The organism is Maribacter aquimaris (assembly GCF_014596745.1).
Lineage (GTDB): Bacteria > Bacteroidota > Bacteroidia > Flavobacteriales > Flavobacteriaceae > Maribacter_A > Maribacter_A aquimaris.
In genome coordinates, this window is sequence record NZ_JABTCF010000002.1 from 99266 (window position 1) to 115900 (window position 16635).

A 16635-nucleotide genomic window follows, 5' to 3' on the forward strand; every position below is an offset into this window, starting at 1 on the left:
TTGGGGAAAGCGGCTTTTTTATGTGTAAACGAATTTTTAATGATTAAGTAATATACCCCCTATTAAAATGATAAACAATCTTATAAAAGGTTAAAAAAATGAATGTATCCCTAAAATAATAGGGGTATAATATCAAAAAATATGTAGTTGAACGGATACACCCCTTATATTTGTAACAATAATTTTTTTATTCCAAACTATAATCACAATTTTACTTCATAATCTAAAACCATATACTATGACAGTAGGTATTCCAAAAGAGATTAAGAACAATGAAAGTAGGGTGGGCATGACGCCTGCCGGTGTTTTTGAATTGGTTCATAAGGACCATAAGGTATTTGTGCAAACCGGAGCTGGGGAAGGTAGTGGCTTTTTCGATGAAGACTACAAGCAGGTAGGCGCCGTTATTTTGGATACTATTGGTCAGGTATATAGTATGAGCGAGATGATCGTAAAGGTGAAGGAGCCCATTGAAGAGGAATATGGCCTTATTCAAGAAGGGCAGGTAATATTCACCTATTTTCATTTCGCGTCGAGTGAACCTTTAACCAAGGCGATGATCGAAAGTGGGGCAATTTGTATTGCTTATGAAACCGTAGAGGATGAGGAGGGTACGTTGCCATTATTAACACCTATGTCCGAAGTTGCCGGTCGAATGGCCATTCAACAAGGGGCCAAATATCTCGAAAAACCTAAGAAAGGGCGTGGTGTATTATTAGGGGGGGTACCTGGTGTTCCTCCGGGAAGGGTATTGGTTTTGGGGGCCGGGATCGTTGGTATCCAAGCCGCTAAAATGGCTGCTGGCTTGGGGGCCCATGTCACAATCCTCGATATCAACATGAAACGCCTGCGGTATGTCAATGATGTAATGCCTAGTCATGTGGTTACCGAATTTTCTAATGAATATAATATTCGAAAGCATGTAAGAACCCACGATTTAATCGTTGGTGGGGTGTTGGTGAAAGGTGCCAAAGCCCCTAATTTGATTACCCGTGACATGCTAAAAACAATGCATCCTGGTACGGTAATCGTCGATGTTGCGGTAGATCAAGGGGGCTGTGTGGAAACCACTAGGCCTACTACCCATGAAGATCCTATTTATATTATAGATGATGTGGTTCATTATTCAGTGGCCAATATGCCGGGTGCTGTACCGTATACTTCTACAGTGGCCCTTACCAACGTGACCTTGCCCTATGTTTTGGCCTTGGCCAATAAGGGATGGAGAAAGGCCTGTGCTGAAGATGGATCTTTGAAAAAGGGGTTGAACATCGTTGAAGGGGAAGTTATTTTCAAAGAAATCATAGAAGCCTTCGGTTGGGATGCTGCAATGGCATAAAAAGTACATTTTGTCAGTAAAATCAACCCCGTCAATTTTGGCGGGGTTTTTGTTTTAAACAGTATCCATCCTTTAAAGATGGGAAACTTTAGTATTTTAGTTGATAATAGTAAAAACAGAAAAGTTATGATGGGATATTATATATTGATTGGTGCCATTGCCCTTGTGAGTTGGCTGGTGAGCAGTAAACTGAAAAGTAAATTTAAGTTCTACTCCAAAGTGCATTTGCAAAATGGAATGAGCGGGGCTGAGATTGCAGAGAAAATGTTGGCCGATCATGGAATCAGGGATGTAAAGGTGGTTTCCACTCCGGGAATGTTATCGGACCACTATAATCCAAAGAATAAAACCGTTAATTTGAGCGAAGGCGTATATAGTCAAAGAAACGCTGCCTCTGCGGCTGTGGCTGCCCATGAATGTGGCCATGCCGTTCAGCATGCCCAAGCCTATGAGTGGTTGACCTTAAGGTCTAAGTTGGTACCTATTGTCAGTGTTACCTCAGGAATGTCTATGTGGGTTGTTTTTGGTGGATTGATGCTCGGTGCGGCTGCTGGGGTAGGATTCGGATATTGGGTAGCCGTTGCAGGATTGGTGATGATGGGTATGGCCACTTTATTCAGTTTTATCACCTTACCCGTTGAATATGATGCCAGTAATAGGGCATTGGCATGGCTAAAGGCTAAACATATAGTGACACAGGAAGAATACAAAGGTTCGGAAGATGCTTTGAAGTGGGCTGCCCGTACTTATTTGGTGGCAGCCATTGGTTCCTTGGCCACTTTGGTGTATTGGGGATTGCAAGTATTGGGAGGTAGGGATTAATAATCTCCCAACAATAATATGGAAAAGACGCCCACTGGCGTCTTTTTTTATATGGTGATCTGTCTGTCGATCTGTTGGTTTAGGGAAATAAAGGTTTCCGTTCTTGAGACACCTTCGATTTGTTGTATTTCTTTATTCAATACATGCATTAAATGCTCATTATCCTTACAGAGTACTTTGATAAGGATCGACCAATTTCCGGTGGTGTAATGGCACTCCAAAACCTCTGGGATTTTTTCCAATTGCTTTACGGCGACAGGATTGCTCATGGCCTTATCCAGGTAGATGCCTATATATGCCATTGTGGTGTAGCCTAATACCTTTGGGTTGATGATGAATTTAGAGCCAGACAATAACCCCGAGGCTTCCAGTTTTCGTAAGCGTTGGTGGATTGCGGCACCGGAGATACCGATGCTTCTGGCAATTTCAAGAACGGGTTTCCGGGCATCATTCATTAGAAACCTTAGGATTTCCTTGTCAATGCCATCGATTTTAACATTTTTATCGTCAGATTTCATGGTTACATTTCAGAATGAAAGTAAAAATACGAAATTTGAAAGCAATGTTAATTACCTACACTATCCGGATTGTAGCCTAAATACGGTACTTCGTATTCCTTAAAATTGATTCCATAGTTCTTCAATTCCTTTAAAATAGGGTCATAGACCTCCTTGGCTATAGGTATTTGGACCCCGGGTGTCTTGATCTTACCGTTTAGGATCAATAGGGTGGCAATGGCAACCGGGAGTCCCACCGTTCTGGCCATGGCCGTATGAAAGCGATTCTCGCCAATGACGACCATATTGGCATCGATCTGCAATTTTTTACCATGGAGTTCATAGCCAAACTTATGGTACATCACGATCATATCCTTGTCGTCTTCATCCAAGGTCCAAGAATCTTCAAGTATCAATTGTAGGATTTGTGCCGGGGTGGCATGGTCTAAGGGAATGGTCTTTTTTGCATCAAAAATATTCAGTTCGGATAGCATTTCCCATTTGCTGTCATCCTGGTCTATTTTCAGATAATGTCTTAGCTTCAATTCAACCGAATCGGTTGGGGAATAAGGCAGGAATAAATTCGTGAATTCACGGTATGACATTCCTTTTGAGTTTTCAATGGTATAGCTGTCATCGGTCATGCCCAGCTGTACGAACATATTCCATGCTTTGGAAAAGCCCACCCTGCGCATTGTACCCCTGTAAAGGGTAAGGGCATCCTGTAATCCGTATGCCTTACGGTATTTTAGGGAATCACGATTCGCATAACCTTCGAACTTGCCGTATCCTTCTATTTCGAAAAATTCGGTTCGTCGAAATAGCTTATGGTAGGGTATGTATTTATAGGTGCCTTCCTGAATGAATTTTGCCGCGCCACCCTGTCCGGCCAGGACAACATTCCTAGGATTCCAAGTAAATTTGTAGTTCCAGAGGTTATTGTCGCTTTCGGGGGCGACCAAGCCTCCGGTAAACGATTCGAACAGTATTATTTTTCCACCTTGATCCGTAATTTGGTCAATGACCTGCATAGCGCTCATGTGATCGATTCCTGGATCTAGACCGATCTCGTTCATGAAGATGAGGCCTTTTTTCCGTACGGTTTCATCAAGGGCCCGGATTTCAGTACTGATGTAGGAGGCGGTAACTAAGTTTTTATTCAGTTCGACGCAATCCTCCGCTACTTTGATATGGAAACGGGCGGGTAGCATGGAGACCACAATGTCACTGTCTTTAATGGCCTTTTTGCGATCGTCATTCTTTAGTATATCTAAATGGATTACTGTACAATTGGGGTGGTCCTTTACCGAAGAAGGAATCCCTTCTGGATGTATGTCGCCAATGGTTAGGTGCAGTTTTTCGGTAATGGATTTGTCCAAAAAGTAGTCCAGTAAATATGAAGTTGATTTACCGGCACCTAAAACAAGTATTTTTCGCAACATGAACTTTGATTACTTTTACGGTTAAAACGGTTAACTAAGGTATCAAATTGTGATATATATAAATAATTAGGCAGATTAAGTTATGAACAAAACAATTTTTTGTACAGGTATTCTCTTAGGGGTGCTTGCTGTTATTTTGGGTGCTTTTGGGGCGCACGGTTTGGAAAAGATGGTTGATGCAGATGCGATACAGACCTATGAAACGGGTATTCGGTATCAAATGTACCATGCCTTGTTCCTGATGATTTTGGCGAATACGCGTTTTGTGGGGGAAGAGAAGAAGAAAACCGTGTTTTACTTTATACTTATTGGGGTTGTGTTGTTTTCGTTTTCGATTTACCTTTTGGCAATCAATGCATTGGTCGCTTTCGATTTTAGAAAAATAGCCTTGTTGACCCCGTTAGGGGGAACCTTACTGATTGTGGGTTGGACGGTGTTGGCGTATCGGGTGATCAAGGGTAACCCGAAGGTGGGTCAGTAGTATGGCTCGGTGTTTCTTATGCGTTTGGTGTGGATATTGGGCTTGGCGGTATTATGTAATAAAAAAGGCCTCAAAATTGAGGCCTGATGTTTATTTTTTATTTACCGTGGTTATATACTTTTGAAGCGCCATGGTCATTGACGGCGTGTCGGGTGTCGGCGCTTTGATGTCGATGCGCAGACCAGCCCCTGTGGCAGCCTTCACTGTGGAATTTCCAAATACGGCAATGCGTGTGTCCTTTTGTTCAAAATCCGGGAAGTTCTTAAGCAATGATTCTATTCCTGATGGACTAAAGAAGACCAAAACATCGTAATATACATCCCTCAAATCAGAAAGATCGCTGATAACTGTTTTGTAAAAGATACCCCTTGTCCAGTCAACACCCAGTTCATCCAAGGCTTCTGGTGCATGTGATTTTAAGACATCGGAGGAAGGAAGAAGAAACTTTTCATCCTTATATTTTTTGATCAAAGGAAGAAGGTCGATAAAATGCATTTTACCTACATAAATCTTACGTTTCCTATAGACTACATATTTTTGTAAATAATAGGCAACCGCTTCGGACTGGCAAAAATATTTCATGGAGTCCGGTACTTTGAAACGCATTTCATCGGCTATCCTAAAGAAATGGTCTACAGCATTTCTACTACAAAGAATGATGGCCGTGAAATTCTTTAAATCTATCTTTTGTTGTCGAACGCTTTTGGCATCAACCCCTTCAACATGAATAAAAGGTCTGAAGTCCACTTTCACTTTTTCCTTGTCAATGAGTCTGGAATATGGGGAATTTTCCATTTTAGGCTCAGGCTGCGATACCAAAATTGTCTTTATTTTCATAAATCCTAGTCTTTTAGATAGCTCCCGATGAGGATTAACGGTGCGATTTCAAGAGCGCAAAGGTACAAAATAAAATAGAAAAAATAGCTTGTGATCAATTTTTGATGATTCCTCAGGATTGTGATCCAGCCGATTATGTTTATCAATAAAATTAGAAGAATGGCCACGTATACCACAGGTTTGGAGCCTAATAGGATGTAAGTTAGAATGATGTTGGCCAAAAACATGATCATGCCACTGTAATTGAAATAGGACAATTTCTTGAAAAGGACCTCGGTAATCATTTTTTTAATGCCAAAAATGTATCCATTACCCAACTGCAATCCTAATTTGAGGAAGATATATACGATAACGGCCCCTAAAATCCACGGAAAGGCCAAAGTCTTACTGGAATGGTCGTTTTCCAGTATAATATTCAGGGCCAGGTATATAAAAAGGGAAAAGTTGATAATGAGGAACAGGCCCCAAAACAGATTAAACCAATTCATCAGTTTCTCCTTTTTGTTATACATGAAAATGTACTTGTTGTTAAAAGGAAGTATGATGAAATTCAAAAATCGGGAATAAAACACATTTTTCGCCAAAACCAAGAATAGAAGGCTTAGCACCACCAAGATGGTTATCCAATCGTTCGTAATCGTATTTCGAAGAATGGCCTCCATTAGTCCAATTTTATCGTTTTACTGTTCAAGCCGTATCGCAAACCGTTCTCAGAAATTACAATTTTAAAATATTTGGGGGCGTCGGTTTTCTTCGGCTTTGGTAGTTTAAACGTGAAAAGTGTGGAATCATTTGAAGAAAGATGCATTAATTGTGCATTTTCGGGAACCATGTCTACCCCAACAAGTTCTTTAAATTGCTTTGCTTCGTTCAAATAGGCAATGGCGAACTTTAATTTCTTCAAGGCAATATCCTGGTCATAAGGATTATACACCTTTACCACATGCCTTTCATCATTCAATTCGAATTTTTCATCTTCGACAATACAGCGTAATTTTCTGAAGGATTCAAAATCGTCCATAAACATACCATAATACACACTACCACTGTCCTTAGGGAAGGCAATGTCCTTTTTGTCGAGGTATTTTGAAATATAGAGCACTTTCTTGTGTTGTACCGCTTCTTCCGAATTATCTATTGAATATTGGTTTTGTCGATAGTTGATGTTGTTCAGGGAATAGGAGGTTTTTCCTGTATAAAATGCATACATGGGTGCATTGCGGTATGAGTTTTCAAAGACCACGGGGTTGTCACCTGCCTTTTCCTGTATCTGTGACATCCAGGCTTTATTGCCGTGTGTTTCGTAGTGAATGGGAAACAATGGCTCGTAAATTAAGCCGACCCTAAGAATGAGGATAATGGCAATGTTTATAAGGGCAAGCCTAAAAAGCCATTTCCGAACATTTTCGTGCTCCAACATATAGGAAAAGACAAGAATGGCCATAGGTATTGAAACAACGATGATCCATTGGGTCTGCACCCGTCGGTTGAAACTCGATATAAAAAAGAAAATCAAGACACCATACGTTAAATAAAGAAGGGCCTTCGTAAATAGGTCCTTGGCACGGCTTTTTGCCAGGGCATAGTAAACGAACGGGAATGTAAGTCCGAATATCGCCACTAGGTTCACCAAAAATCCCAAAGTGTATTTGTTGAAGTTATATGGGGCATTGGGACGTTCGAAGAGGTGATATTTTATGGAGATGTAATCGTGTTCATATAGCCATAAAAAATGGGGGGAATAGCATAATAAAGCGGTGATTACGGCCAGCCATGCATATTTGTTAACGACCAATTTAAGGTTTGAGAGCAGCACAAAGAAAATTACCAGGACAGCGTGGTATTTACTGTACATGAGTGCAGCCATGATCATACCCAACACAATCCCAAGGACAAATGATGGTTTTTTAATGAATCGCTTGTATACCAATAGGAACAATGCGGTAAAAAAAAGCAACGGAGTGTCCGGCAAGGTGAAAAATCCGTAGGCATTGAGCAAGGTCATCGAGAAAACGAGGGCAAAAAAATGAGGCACAAATTTTTTCTTGTCGGGATTATCGATGGCCAGCCACAATAAAATAAAAGTACCGGCCGATAAGAGGCAACTAACAAAACGTACCCCTAACTCGCCATCGAAGAAATAACTACCGATTTTAATCATTAGGGCTACCATGGGAGGGTGGTCAAAGTACCCCCAAGCCAAGTTTTTGGCATAATGCCAATAATAGGCTTCATCGAAAATCAGTTCTGTGAAGTTGGCCTGTAAAAGGTTAAGGACCAATATGGATCCCAACAGGTAGTAAAATAGTTTAGGTAATTTCAATGACATTGATGATTGTTGGTTTGCGCGTAAAATTACAAATTCTACATGGTAACCAAAAGGTTAAAAAAAATGATAAATAGGAAGTTCGAATTTCCCAAAAGCGTTTAAAAGACTATTTTTGTGTAAATTGAAAGAAGTTTATGGCAGGTAGTTTGGTCATTATCCCCACATATAATGAGATTGAGAATATTGATGCGATTATAAGGGCTGTTTTTGCGTTGAAGAAAGATTTTCATGTGCTGATTGTTGATGATAATTCACCCGATGGCACAGCTGATCATGTGGTGGGTATGCAAAAGGAATTCCCCGATCGATTGTTTTTGGAAGTGCGTCATGAAAAATCAGGATTGGGTACGGCCTATATTCACGGGTTTAAATGGGCGATTGCCAAGAAATATGATTATATTTTTGAGATGGACGCCGATTTCTCACACAACCCAACCGATCTTTTGCGATTGCATAAGGCTTGTGAAAGCGGGGCTGATGTCGCAGTGGGCTCCCGTTATAAAAAAGGGGTTAATGTCGTTGACTGGCCGTTGTACCGCATATTGCTTTCCTATGGGGCGTCGTTTTATGTGAAATTGATCACGGGAATGCGTGTTCATGACCCAACAGCCGGGTTCGTGTGTTATAGACGACATGTGCTCGAAAGCATAAATCTGGATTCCGTAAGGTTCGTAGGCTATGCTTTTCAAATTGAAATGAAATTTAGGGCCCACCTTAAAAAATTCAAAATAGAGGAGGTATCGATTATTTTTAAGGATAGGGAAAAGGGGAAATCAAAAATGAGTTCTTCAATAATAAGTGAGGCCGTTTTTGGGGTTATGAAAATGAAGCTTAAAAGTATTTTCCAAAAAAATCAATTCTGATTATGGGTAGGGTTCTGATTAAAAATGTGAATATTGTCAATGAGAACAAGGTTTATGAATCCGATGTGCTGCTCGAGGACGAGATCATTCTTAGGATAGCCCCATCCATTAGCGATGCCAACGCCAAGGTTATCGATGCAGCTGGTAAGTTCCTGCTTCCAGGCCTTATCGATGATCAAGTTCATTTTAGGGAGCCGGGGCTAACCCATAAGGGTGATATTGCCTCGGAAAGTAGGGCCGCCGTTGCCGGGGGGATTACTTCCTTTATGGAACAACCGAATACCAACCCCCAAACTACGACCATTGAAAAACTCGAAGAAAAATTCGCACGGGCATCAGAAACTTCCTTTGCCAATTATTCTTTTTTATTCGGGGGTACCAATGATAATCTGGAAGAAATAAAACGATTGGACAAGAATGCCTGTTCGGGTATTAAGCTCTTTTTAGGTTCTTCCACAGGGAACATGCTGGTCGATAATGAGGTGGTTATCGAAAACATCTTTAGGAATACCGAAATGGTTATCTCCGCACATTGTGAGGATGAAACCACCATAAAACGAAATTTGGCCGAATATCGGGAAAAATACGGCGACGACATTCCTATAAAATGCCATCCGCTGATCCGAAGTGCCGAGGCTTGTTACCTTTCTTCCTCAAAAGCCATTGCCTTGGCGAAGAAAACCGGAGCAAGGTTTCATGTTTTCCATCTATCGACGGGTATTGAGACCGACTTGTTTCGTAATGACATTCCGTTAAAGCAAAAGCGGATTACCGCGGAAGTATGTATACACCATCTTTGGTTTTCAGATGCGGACTATGATGCTAAGGGCACATTGATCAAATGGAACCCTGCGGTAAAATCGGCTGGGGACCGCAGTAAACTTTGGGAAGCGCTACTTGATGATCGTATCGATGTCATTGCCACGGATCATGCGCCCCATACCTTGGAAGAAAAGAACAATGTGTATACCCAGGCCCCTTCAGGAGGCCCATTGGTACAACACGCATTGCCCGCAATGCTTCAAAAATACCATGGGAAAATGCTGTCCTTGGAAAAATTGGTCGAGAAAATGTGCCATAATCCAGCAGTATTATTTGATATTGAGAAAAGGGGTTTTATCCGGGAAGGGTATTATGCCGATTTGGTTTTGGTCGATTTGGACGATCCCTGGAAGGTCACCAAGGAAAATATTGCTTATAAATGTGGGTGGTCCCCTTTCGAAGAAACTGTCTTTACCTCAAAAATCACGCATACCTTTGTAAATGGACATTTGGCCTATGAACACGGGGAGTTCTCAAAACAGCGAAATGCAAAACGCTTAACTTTCAACAGGTCGTAATGAAGAATTTAATAGTGCTTGTTTTTGTTCTGATTTTGTGTTCCTGTGGGGATAAACTGATCAAAGAACCGGATGGTTTAATACCCAAGGATGAAATGGTGGATATCCTTAGTGATTTGGCCATTTTAAATGCGGCTAGAAATGCCAACCCAAAGATATTGGAGGAACAGGATATTGAACCTACACGTTTCGTTTTTGAAAAATATAAAATAGATAGCCTGCAATTTGTCACCAGCGATACGTACTACGCATCCTTGCCAAAAGAATATGAGGCGATGTACGTGGAAGTCGAGGAGCTTCTCAATAAAATAAAAGATAGCATGACTGAGGCAAAAAAGATAAAGGACAGTTTGTTGTTGGTCAATAGGATTAAAAAAAGTCCCATAAAAAAACAAAATACAAAAGAGGCTAAGGATTCTCTTCCTTGAATATTTTACAACAAAAGTTGATGGTTTCCTTCATGTCCTCAAATTGAAATCCAAGTGTGTCTTTGATTTTTTCATTATCATAGACCTCCGGTTGCATTAAGGACTTAATGGTCTTCTTGGTGATCTTTCGCTTTCCTCCGATCATGAGGCTTCGTAAATAGTCAAAAAACCGGGCCAAATTCAATTGCCATACCCTTAATATTTTGGATGGAGCTTTTTTTCCCAACGCTTTTGCCAATATGGCCAATATCTCTTTATAGGTTATGTTTTCAGCAACGGCAATGAATCGTTGGTTGACAATTTCTGAATGCATTAGGGTGGTCATCATTTTAACAACATCGTTCACGGTAATGAAACCAGTGCCTCCCGGCGGGTAGTAATTTTTGGCATTGTTGGCGATCGTGAAAAGATTGCCACTGCCTTGTTGCCAGAACCCCGGGCCAATAATTACACCCGGATTAACGATAACAACGTTTAGACCTTCTTGCGAACCACGCCAAACTTCCATCTCGGCCCTGTGTTTCGTTAGCGCATACACATTTGCCTCTTGGCCAGACCAATCATTTTCCTCGGTGGCTTTATGGCCTTCTGCACTTTTTCCAATCGCCCCGATGGTACTCACATAACACAGTTTCTTGACTTTATTCGACAGGCAAAGGTTTACAATATTGGCAGTGCCTAGGGCATTTACCTTCTTTAGTTTGTAATAATCCTTAGGGTCAAATGAAATTAGTGCGGCAGCATGGTAAACGTAATCCACATTCTTGAATGCAGTCTCCAAAGCAGGAACGTTATTGATGTCGGCCAATACCCAATCGATAGTGTCAAAAAGCTCTGAAGCTTTTTCTTCTACGTAGTAAGAAAAGACTTTTTCAACTTGTTTCAGATTGCTACCCTCCCTGTAAATTGCACGGACTTTGGCGTTGTTTTGAAGCAAATGCAACAAAAGATGCGCCCCAACCAATCCCGTACCTCCTGTTACCAAAACCATAGTCCAAATTTAGGTAAATGAAGGCTAATAAAACCAATTTCAAATAGGGAAAGGCAATGTAATTCCTTTTATATTTGCAGTTGTTATCAAAATAAATACAGAAATGAACACAAATTTCGTCGAAGAATTAGGATGGAGAGGAATGTTACATGATGCTATGCCAGGCACCGAAGAACATCTAATGAATGGTATGCAATCGGCCTATGTGGGGATAGACCCTACGGCAGATTCACTTCATATTGGTCATTTGGTTGGGGTAATGATGCTACGTCACTTTCAATTGGCAGGCCATAAGCCTTATGCTTTATTGGGAGGTGCAACGGGCATGATCGGTGATCCATCGGGAAAATCACAGGAACGGAATTTGCTGGATGAGGATACTTTGCGTGCAAATCAAGAAGCACTGAGAGCCCAATTAAGTAAGTTTTTGGATTTTGATAGTAACGCTGAAAACGCGGCGATCTTGGTCAATAATTATGACTGGATGAAGGACTTTTCGTTTTTGGGATTCATCAGGGATGTAGGGAAGCATATCACTGTAAATTATATGATGGCTAAGGACTCCGTTAAAAAACGGTTGTCCAGTGAGTCCAAAGAGGGTATGTCTTTTACAGAGTTTACCTATCAGTTGGTTCAAGGCTATGATTTTCTCCATCTGTATCAGCATAATAACTGTACCCTTCAAATGGGGGGTAGTGACCAATGGGGGAATATCACCACGGGTACCGAGTTGATTCGACGAATCGGAGGCGGTAAGGGTTATGCTTTGACCTGTCCTTTGATCACCAAGGCCGACGGTACGAAATTTGGAAAAACAGAGGGCGGTAATGTCTGGCTGGACCCCAATAGGACTTCACCTTATAAGTTTTACCAATATTGGCTGAATACTTCCGATGAAGATGCCGCAAAATATATCAAGATTTTTACCTTCCTAACAAAAGAGGAGATCGATGGTTTGATTTCCGAACATGGGGAAGCGCCACATTTAAGGCTCCTACAAAAACGTTTGGCCGATGAGATCACGGTTATGGTACATTCCCAGGAAGATTTGGAAAATGCCAAGAAGGCGAGTAATATCCTCTTCGGAAAATCAACTTCGGAAGATTTGAAAGGTTTGGATGAGAAGACATTCTTGGATGTTTTTGAGGGTGTGCCCCAAGCTAATATCCCAATGTCGGAATTGGATAATGGTTTGGATATGATTGGGGCCTTAGCGGCCAAAACAGGATTTTTAGGTTCCAATGGGGAGGCCCGAAGGGAGCTGAAACAAAATTCGATTTCGGTAAATAAGGAAAAAGTCAAGGAGGATTATTTGATAACTGCCAAGGACTTGATTAGCGATAAGTTCGTATTGTTACAACGCGGTAAAAAGAATTATTTTCTTTTAGTGGTTGGTTAGTGGAGCATTTTATGGATCAAATTACATGACCATTAGGTTGCAGCCACGAATATCGGAATGGTCAAAACGACCTAATATTTCAAAGGATCGGTTTTTGGATTTCTTGCCAAGGTCTTGTGTTGCTATAAACGAACAGGAATTGATGTTGGCAAGGTCAATGACATTGATTCCGCCCGTTTTTCCATCGGGGAGGTAACTCAATGGGTCTTCGGTGTCCCTGATAAGTATTTTCATCCAAGGCGGGGTTTTGAAAACGCCATTTCCTTTGGAATAAGCCTGGGAAAGCAATTCCGTCATACCGTACTCAGAATGGATTTCCGATACCCCAAAGCCTTTTTTCAGGACATCATGAAGTTCTTCCCGGATCAATTCTTTTCGTCGGCCTTTCATGCCACCCGTTTCCATGACCACCGTATTGTTAAGTTGCAAAGTGTGTTCTTCAACCACATCCAATAAAGCGAAAGAAACACCGATTAGCAATGTTTTTACGCCTTGGTTATCGAGTTTGGTCAAGGTTTCGACCAATGCGTCAATTTCGTTCAAATAAAATCCACTGTCTGCATGGTTGCTTTTTTCAATCAGATCATTGACCATGTAGATCAATGAAGATCCATTGCGTTCCAAATAGGAGGGCAGAAGGGCTAAAATGCAATATTGGGAGACATCTCCATAGAAATGATCAAACCCCTTGGTAAAGCTTTGCTCATACAGTTTCAATTGGGTCACGTAATGCTTGCTGGTCACCTGTCCCGTTGTTCCACTGCTCGAAAATACAATCTGTTCCTGGTCTTTGGTCGCAACGACTTTTTTTGATTTGAAAAAATCAATAGGCAAAAAGGGAATTTGCTTAAGTTCTTTGACGTTGGATTCCGTTTTGTCCAAATAATGGCAGAATTCCTTGTATACGGAATTGTTCCTCAGCTGAAACCTGAATACGTCGAGTGCCATGGATTCAAACTCCTTTTCAGTGCTGATGTTGAATATTTGGGTAGTGTCGATCATTGGTTTCTGACCACAAAGATAATGATACGACAAATTGATTTCAGCTAAAACGGGACTTATTTCACTACCAGTTTTCGGGTAATGGTATTGTTGTCCTCAGTGAGCTGTATCACATACACCCCAGGTACCAATCTGGAAATGTTCAAGGAAGTATTGGTGGTTCTTTCGGTTAAGACGACCTCGCCAAAGACATCATAGACGATAATTTCCTTACGGGCGTTTTTCTCGGTAGTCACATAGACTACATCGTCGTATGCGGGATTGGGATAAAGTTTAAAGCCTGGGATTTCCTCTTTTCGGGCCATTGTGAAATCCACGGATTCTTGCGCATAAAACACAAAGGAGCATAGCATAAGTAGGATAGCGTAGATTTTTTTCATAAGTATTGATTTGGGATCAACACCATAAAGGTAATGAAAGGGGTTTCTTGCAATTTAGAATTGTTGTGAATTTCGATAAAATGTAGGTGAATAACAGTAGAGGTGCTTTTTGTCGATGTTTTTTGCTTTTCATCGAAAGGGTGATTCCCGGTTTAACACCTTAAAAAGGGAATAACTACTTAATAATCAGTTTTCTGGTGGCGATTTTGTTTTTTTCAAATACGCGTAGTACATAGACCCCGGCATCCAATTCAGAAACATTCAACTCTTCCCTAAGTAGGGTGGTTTCCATAACCTGTGTTCCCAAGACATCGAAAATCAGGATTTTTTTAGGGGCTTTTTCCGTGGTAATGATATATACCTTTCCATTGGTAACGGGGTTGGGATATAATTTAAAACCATCAATATCCCCATTGGGCTTCGCATCTTGTGCGTGGCCTATCGAAATAAAAAGTAAAAAGAAAACGAAGTATAGTTTCTTCATATAGAGTTTATAGCAAATGGTATACCACAAATATACTAATATTTGTACTTGATGGTTGGTGTAGCACTGGTATTGCAATAAAAAATCGATGAAATGCATAAGTAGGTGAATTGATCTTCGGGGGTGTGTAACCTTTTCATAATCTAAATGTTATGATAACGTTACGAATTGATGGGCCTCCCAAAGGGTTCCGTGTAATAGTATTATCTTTACTTTTACGCTTAGTAATGAATTCAATCTATAAATGAAAAAGAAGGACCTTAAAATACTTTTGATCGATGATGAGCCTGACATCTTGGAAATCGTCGCCTACAACCTCACTGCGGAAGGTTATCAGGTTTTTACTGCTAAAAATGGTGTTGAGGGTGTGGCCATGGCAAAGAAAAAATTGCCCCATTTGATTATTTTGGATGTAATGATGCCCGAAATGGATGGTATCGAAGCGTGTGGTATTATCCGTAAAATCCCTGAGTTGGAAAATACGATTATTACCTTCCTTACCGCCCGTGGCGAAGATTATTCCCAATTGGCGGGTTTTGATGCAGGAGCTGATGATTATATTACAAAACCGATCAAACCCAAGGTTTTGGTCCGTAAGGTAACGGCACTTCTCAGGAGGTTCAAGGAAGAGACCGCCGTGGCAGAGGAGATTTTTAAGGTTGGGAATATTGTGATCAACCGGGAAGAATATAAAATTGTCAATAACGGTACCGAGATCATCTTACCTAGAAAAGAGTTCGAATTATTGTCCCTGCTCACCTCAAAACCCAATAAGGTGTTTAAGCGTGAAGTGATCTTGAATAAGGTATGGGGCAATGAGGTTGTTGTCGGTGGGCGTACGATTGATGTTCATATTCGGAAACTTCGTGAAAAAATCGGTGACGAACATTTTAAGACCGTTAAGGGTGTGGGCTATAAGTTTGTGCTATAATGGCTACCCATTTAAAAAAGTCCTATAGGTTTGCCTTAAGGTCGGCATTCTTTATTACCGTATTTTCCTCTTTGGTGCTTTTCGGTCTACTCTGGTTTTTTGAAACCTTAAACCTTATTCTTCTTGGGGTATTTGCGGTAACCACATTTGTGAGTTCATTGATTGTCTTACAGATGCGGATAGAAAAATTCATATACAGGAGAATAAAGAAAATATATGATGATGTGGCCCTATTGGAGTCGACCAGTCTTACTTCTGGCCCTATAACCACGGATATGAAGACACTTACGGCGGAGATAGAGAAATTCGCCAAAGACAAGAGAATTGAAATCGACACCCTGAAAATCAGGGAAGCTTACCGAAAAGATTTTCTCGGCAATGTCTCCCATGAATTAAAAACCCCCCTCTTTACCGTACAAGGGTACATTTTGACCCTGCTCGACGGGGCCATGGAAGACAAGAACATCCGTAAAAAATATTTACAAAGGGCGAGTAAAGGGGTTGAGCGCCTTATCTATATTGTGAAGGACTTGGATATGATCACCAAACTTGAAGTTGGTGATTTGAATCTGGAACGGTTAGATTTCGATATCATTGAACTGATTGAGAATGTTTTCGATCTGTTTGAAATGAAAGCGGCCAAAAAGAAGATTGTATTGACCTTCGATATGGAATATAAGGACCCGATCATGGTGTATGCCGATCGCGATAAGATACAGCAGGTTTTGACCAATCTATTGGTGAATTCAATCAAATATGGGCAAGAAAACGGTACTACGGAAGTAAGCGTTGAGAACTTGATCAAGAATAAAGTGATCGTTCGGGTAACCGATAACGGTGAAGGAATTGCCGCGAATCATATACCCAGATTGTTCGAACGGTTTTATCGGGTCGATAAAAGTGGTAGTAGGGCTGAGGGTGGATCAGGCTTGGGGCTTTCCATTGTCAAGCATATTATGGAGGCCCATGGTGAAAAAATATATGTTGAGAGCGCGGAAGGGGTTGGATCTGAATTTTCCTTTACTTTGGAAAGAAGCCATTCCTAAAACAAAGGGCAAGTCGATTTTGCC

18 protein-coding genes are annotated in these 16635 nt (G+C 41.0%); 9 read left to right on the plus strand and 9 right to left on the minus strand.

The window, feature by feature from the left end; genetic code table 11:
* The first annotated feature begins 238 nt into the window (after window positions 1–238).
* The gene (gene ald, locus HPE56_RS04590) at window positions 239–1339 is read left to right on the plus strand and encodes an alanine dehydrogenase (RefSeq protein WP_188242603.1); all 1101 of its coding nucleotides are present in this window, start codon (window positions 239–241) and stop codon (window positions 1337–1339) included.
* Window positions 1340–1465: 126 nt separating this feature from the next.
* Window positions 1466–2161, plus strand: coding sequence for a zinc metallopeptidase (locus HPE56_RS04595; RefSeq protein ID WP_188242604.1), 696 nt, complete (start codon window positions 1466–1468; stop codon window positions 2159–2161).
* A gap of 47 nt (window positions 2162–2208) precedes the next feature.
* On the opposite strand, the gene HPE56_RS04600 is transcribed toward HPE56_RS04595, so the two are convergent.
* The gene (locus HPE56_RS04600) at window positions 2209–2679 is read right to left on the minus strand and encodes an Lrp/AsnC ligand binding domain-containing protein (protein WP_188242605.1); all 471 of its coding nucleotides are present in this window, start codon (window positions 2677–2679) and stop codon (window positions 2209–2211) included.
* 47 nt (window positions 2680–2726) lie between these two features.
* A complete protein-coding gene (locus HPE56_RS04605) occupies window positions 2727–4100 on the minus strand; it encodes a saccharopine dehydrogenase family protein (protein ID WP_188242606.1) in 1374 nt (457 codons plus the stop codon).
* A gap of 82 nt (window positions 4101–4182) precedes the next feature.
* Between HPE56_RS04605 and HPE56_RS04610 the strand changes: the two genes are divergently transcribed.
* The gene (locus HPE56_RS04610; protein ID WP_188242607.1) at window positions 4183–4581 is read left to right on the plus strand and encodes a DUF423 domain-containing protein; all 399 of its coding nucleotides are present in this window, start codon (window positions 4183–4185) and stop codon (window positions 4579–4581) included.
* A 90-nt stretch (window positions 4582–4671) separates the two neighbouring features.
* Here the strand turns inward: HPE56_RS04610 and HPE56_RS04615 are convergent, their stop codons facing one another.
* From HPE56_RS04615 to HPE56_RS04625, 3 genes are read right to left on the minus strand one after another with little or no spacing between them, the layout of a single operon-like run.
* Window positions 4672–5418, minus strand: coding sequence for a uroporphyrinogen-III synthase (locus tag HPE56_RS04615; RefSeq protein ID WP_188242608.1), 747 nt, complete (start codon window positions 5416–5418; stop codon window positions 4672–4674).
* A gap of 5 nt (window positions 5419–5423) precedes the next feature.
* Complete coding sequence (locus HPE56_RS04620; protein ID WP_188242609.1) at window positions 5424–6080, minus strand: DUF4271 domain-containing protein; 657 nt, start codon at window positions 6078–6080, stop codon at window positions 5424–5426.
* The gene (locus tag HPE56_RS04625; protein WP_188242610.1) at window positions 6080–7747 is read right to left on the minus strand and encodes an ArnT family glycosyltransferase; all 1668 of its coding nucleotides are present in this window, start codon (window positions 7745–7747) and stop codon (window positions 6080–6082) included. The genes HPE56_RS04620 and HPE56_RS04625 overlap by 1 nt, the downstream gene beginning before the upstream one ends.
* A 134-nt stretch (window positions 7748–7881) precedes the next feature.
* Between HPE56_RS04625 and HPE56_RS04630 the strand changes: the two genes are divergently transcribed.
* Genes HPE56_RS04630 through HPE56_RS04640 form a run of 3 tightly spaced genes read left to right on the plus strand, consistent with a single transcriptional unit; the run spans window position 7882 to window position 10378 of the window.
* Window positions 7882–8610, plus strand: coding sequence for a polyprenol monophosphomannose synthase (locus HPE56_RS04630; protein ID WP_109648783.1), 729 nt, complete (start codon window positions 7882–7884; stop codon window positions 8608–8610).
* A gap of 2 nt (window positions 8611–8612) precedes the next feature.
* Window positions 8613–9950, plus strand: a complete 1338-nt coding sequence (locus tag HPE56_RS04635) for a dihydroorotase (RefSeq protein WP_188242611.1) — start codon at window positions 8613–8615, stop codon at window positions 9948–9950.
* Complete coding sequence (locus tag HPE56_RS04640; RefSeq protein WP_188242612.1) at window positions 9950–10378, plus strand: DUF4296 domain-containing protein; 429 nt, start codon at window positions 9950–9952, stop codon at window positions 10376–10378. The genes HPE56_RS04635 and HPE56_RS04640 overlap by 1 nt, the downstream gene beginning before the upstream one ends.
* On the opposite strand, the gene HPE56_RS04645 is transcribed toward HPE56_RS04640, so the two are convergent.
* Window positions 10359–11369 (minus strand): NAD-dependent epimerase/dehydratase family protein, encoded by a 1011-nt coding sequence (locus tag HPE56_RS04645; protein ID WP_188242613.1) that lies wholly within the window; start codon window positions 11367–11369, stop codon window positions 10359–10361. The two genes, HPE56_RS04640 and HPE56_RS04645, sit on opposite strands and share 20 nt — an antisense overlap.
* A 103-nt stretch (window positions 11370–11472) precedes the next feature.
* Here HPE56_RS04645 and tyrS point away from each other — a divergent pair, with 103 nt between their 5' ends.
* Window positions 11473–12768 carry a tyrosine--tRNA ligase gene (tyrS, locus tag HPE56_RS04650; RefSeq protein WP_188242614.1) on the plus strand — a complete coding sequence of 432 codons (1296 nt, stop codon included), beginning with the start codon at window positions 11473–11475 and terminating at the stop codon, window positions 12766–12768.
* 21 nt (window positions 12769–12789) lie between these two features.
* Here tyrS and HPE56_RS04655 read toward each other — a convergent pair whose 3' ends face one another.
* From HPE56_RS04655 to HPE56_RS04665, 3 genes are all read right to left on the minus strand, one after another.
* Window positions 12790–13770 (minus strand): LuxE/PaaK family acyltransferase, encoded by a 981-nt coding sequence (locus HPE56_RS04655; protein ID WP_188242615.1) that lies wholly within the window; start codon window positions 13768–13770, stop codon window positions 12790–12792.
* A gap of 56 nt (window positions 13771–13826) precedes the next feature.
* A complete protein-coding gene (locus HPE56_RS04660) occupies window positions 13827–14150 on the minus strand; it encodes a T9SS type A sorting domain-containing protein (RefSeq protein WP_188242616.1) in 324 nt (107 codons plus the stop codon).
* A gap of 175 nt (window positions 14151–14325) precedes the next feature.
* A complete protein-coding gene (locus HPE56_RS04665; RefSeq protein ID WP_188242617.1) occupies window positions 14326–14634 on the minus strand; it encodes a T9SS type A sorting domain-containing protein in 309 nt (102 codons plus the stop codon).
* 244 nt (window positions 14635–14878) lie between these two features.
* Here HPE56_RS04665 and HPE56_RS04670 point away from each other — a divergent pair, with 244 nt between their 5' ends.
* A complete protein-coding gene (locus HPE56_RS04670; RefSeq protein WP_188242618.1) occupies window positions 14879–15565 on the plus strand; it encodes a response regulator transcription factor in 687 nt (228 codons plus the stop codon).
* Window positions 15565–16611, plus strand: coding sequence for a sensor histidine kinase (locus tag HPE56_RS04675; RefSeq protein WP_188242619.1), 1047 nt, complete (start codon window positions 15565–15567; stop codon window positions 16609–16611). Before HPE56_RS04670 ends, HPE56_RS04675 begins: the two co-directional genes overlap by 1 nt.
* Window positions 16612–16635 lie beyond the last annotated feature (24 nt).